Source organism: Moorena sp. SIO4E2 (assembly GCF_010671945.1).
GTDB classification, from domain to species: domain Bacteria; phylum Cyanobacteriota; class Cyanobacteriia; order Cyanobacteriales; family Coleofasciculaceae; genus Moorena; species Moorena producens.
The window spans coordinates 1-2,639 of sequence record NZ_JAAHIE010000819.1 but is presented as its reverse complement, the minus strand read 5'-3'; the positions used below and the strand labels follow the sequence as shown (position 1 = coordinate 2,639).

Below are 2,639 nucleotides of genomic sequence, written 5' to 3'. Positions count from 1 at the left end.
TGTGGGGGGAGAGGAAACAGATGCGTAGACACAACAGTTAATCCTAATGGTTAATTGCTGAGGGGCGGAATGAATATCAGTGGAATGGGCATCTTGCCTGCCCGAAAATGAAACGGGCAAGATGCCCATTCCACCAAGATGCCCGTTCCACCAAGATGCCCGTTCCAGCAAGATTCCCGTTCTACCAAGATGCCCGTTCTACAAAACTATTCAAATCATTCCATGATTAATCAATGCTGATTAAGCGATCGCTTGAAAAATTTGTTCACCATTTAACCTTAATTCTGGAAAGGTTGGCGATAAAATACGGTTCGCTCCTCGGAACTGATTAACGTGATATTCGCCATCTATCAATTGGTAGACCGATAAAGTAGGTTGTTTAGGATTACCGATAAATCGCCTACCGCCTAAACAGAGAAACATCGAGCGAGAGTTAGCCACTTAATTTATTGAGTGGCCTGCGTTCGCGTAGCGTGGCTATAGGCCAGCGCGCCGGGATAAATCCCGGCTATCGCGTTATGGAAGCTGTTTTGTTCTCCCTAAGGTTTCTAGAAATTCAGAAAGGCTTAAACCAGAATCTTTAGCCATCTCCTTTAATCCATTCCAGGCCGTTTCTGTAGTCATGACACTATAGGATTTCTTTCGTACACCATGCAAACTCGGTCTTCCAACTTTTTTCTTAGTTTCTTCTGGCATTTGCTTGACACCTTAATTATCAGGGTATATAATTATATTAACACAGCAAAAGGTCGATGCAATATGTACGGTTGTCAACAACATTTAATAAGCACGACATCTGAAAACCAAGCGGTTATAGAATTTATCTGCTCAGAGGCTAACAAATTAACAAATTGCGGAATATATTATTGCCGTCAAATGTTGTTCAAGGCTGGCAAATATCTCAATAACGCAGAATTGGACAAAATCATGAAAAGTAATGTCCACTTCAAAGCGATGAGATCAGCCTGTGCTCAACAGACATTGCATGGAGTTATTGAGTCTTTCAAGTCTTACAAAGCCCTCAAGAAGTTGTATAACAAAGGGCAGTTGGCAGATCAACCTAGAGTCCCAAAGTACCGCAAAAAGGGAGGTCTGGCAGTAGTAAGTTATCCCGCTCGGTGGGTAAAGCTAGTAAAAGGCCAGCTTAAGTTTACTTTAGGTAAGCAGATTAAGGTCTGGTTTGGTATTGATCACTTCTTACTACCAATGCCATCTAATATAGATCATAAGTCAATTAAAGAATATCGTTTTGTCCCTAGGAATGGCTGTTTTTATTTAGAGTTTGTATATGAAAGGCCAAATCCTGAACCAGTGACGCCAACAAATAAGGTCTTAGGTATCGATCCAGGTCTCAACAACTGGTTAACCTGTGTCTCTAATGTGGGGAATTCTTTTATTATAGATGGCAAAAAAGTCAAATCTCAGAATCAGTGGTACAACAAGCGTGTAGCTAGGATCAAAAAAGGAAAGTCTCAAGATTATTGGGATAATCAATTAGCCTCTTTGACCGAAAAGCGCAACCGACAAATGCGCGACAACGTGAACAAGGTCGCTAGATTTATTATTAATTGGTGTCAAAGAAACCAAGTCACCACAGTGGTGTTTGGTTGGAACAAGAGAAATAAAGACAGCATAAATATTGGCAAAAAGAGCAATCAGCAGTTCGTACAGATACCTGCCGCTAAATTAAAAAATCGAATTGAGCAATTGTGCATCGAATATGGCATTAAGTTTGTTGAAACCGAAGAAAGTTACACCAGTAAAGCTAGCTTTTTAGATCGTGATTTCCTACCTGTGCTCGGCGCGAAACCTGAGGGGTGGGCAGCAAGCGGAAAGAGAGTAAAGCGTGGACAATACCTGTCTGCAAAAGGTGAATTAATTAACGCAGATTGCAACGGAGCTTGCAATATTTTAAGAAAAGTAGCGACACAGCTAGGGATCTCCCTAGCCGAGGTCGGTAGAGCAGACTTGAACCTGCCACAACGATATAGATTAGACTCACTATCTAGATCCTATCGTGAAGCTTCACGGAGCGTGGTTTCAACCCGCAAAGTGACATCTGCTTAGAATCTACGTTTTTCAAAGCGTAGAGAGTTCAACTAAATAATCAACAATCCAATATTCAGCAATTCCGAAAGATTCGTATTCTTCCAGTTTCAAAGCGTAATCGTCGCTCCAGTTTGTTGAAACCACTTCTACAACTAAACGAACAGAAGACCCCCGTGTGATAATGGATTCTTTTTCCCACCGTGGTTCGTTATCAGTAACCCTTTGCTTGTCTAAAACGATGACATCTGGTTCATACCCAGACTCTGTTTGTGGTTTGATCACGCATTCTTTAGGAATAAAGTAAGGCAATTGACAGCGCCGAATTTCTAAAAATAGTTCACCTCCTATAAATCCGGCTACCTTTGAATGCATTCCCATTGCTTTAAGCCTCTCGACCATGCTTAACTAATCGCTATTCCCTATCCCAGGGCATAGCGCTATCACTAATAGTTTAGACCTGGCTCAGCTAACCTTAAAATCAGAAATAGTCTCAATCCATACCCGTGCTCCACAATTTAGGGGATCATCTGGGCGATACATCACCCGACAAGGGCCATTCACTTCGACCGTATGACCATAAATATTTTTAG

At 41.6% G+C, this 2,639-nt stretch carries 2 protein-coding genes and 3 pseudogenes; 1 reads left to right on the top strand and 4 read right to left on the bottom strand.

Features of this window, described 5'->3' with window-relative positions; all coding sequences use genetic code 11:
- Positions 1-240: 240 nt before the first annotated feature.
- A pseudogene (locus F6K37_RS37655) lies at positions 241-420 on the bottom strand (Uma2 family endonuclease); the annotation flags it as partial.
- A 96-nt stretch (positions 421-516) separates the two neighbouring features.
- Positions 517-696 carry a hypothetical protein gene (locus tag F6K37_RS37650; protein WP_008183384.1) on the bottom strand — a complete coding sequence of 60 codons (180 nt, stop codon included), beginning with the start codon at positions 694-696 and terminating at the stop codon, positions 517-519.
- Between the two features lie 63 nt (positions 697-759).
- Here F6K37_RS37650 and F6K37_RS37645 point away from each other — a divergent pair, with 63 nt between their 5' ends.
- Positions 760-2,067, top strand: coding sequence for an RNA-guided endonuclease InsQ/TnpB family protein (locus F6K37_RS37645; protein ID WP_071986867.1), 1,308 nt, complete (start codon positions 760-762; stop codon positions 2,065-2,067).
- Between the two features lie 33 nt (positions 2,068-2,100).
- Here the strand turns inward: F6K37_RS37645 and F6K37_RS37640 are convergent.
- A pseudogene (locus F6K37_RS37640) lies at positions 2,101-2,448 on the bottom strand (Uma2 family endonuclease); the annotation flags it as partial.
- Positions 2,449-2,511: 63 nt separating this feature from the next.
- Positions 2,512-2,639: pseudogene (locus tag F6K37_RS37635) on the bottom strand (DNA-binding protein); the annotation flags it as partial.

Bases quoted from the DNA above. Each gene is read 5' to 3' on its own strand.
- F6K37_RS37650 (WP_008183384.1), bottom strand. From the start codon at position 696: ATGCCAGAAGAAACTAAGAAAAAAGTTGGAAGACCGAGTTTGCATGGT.
- F6K37_RS37645 (WP_071986867.1), top strand. From the start codon at position 760: ATGTACGGTTGTCAACAACATTTAATAAGCACGACATCTGAAAACCAA.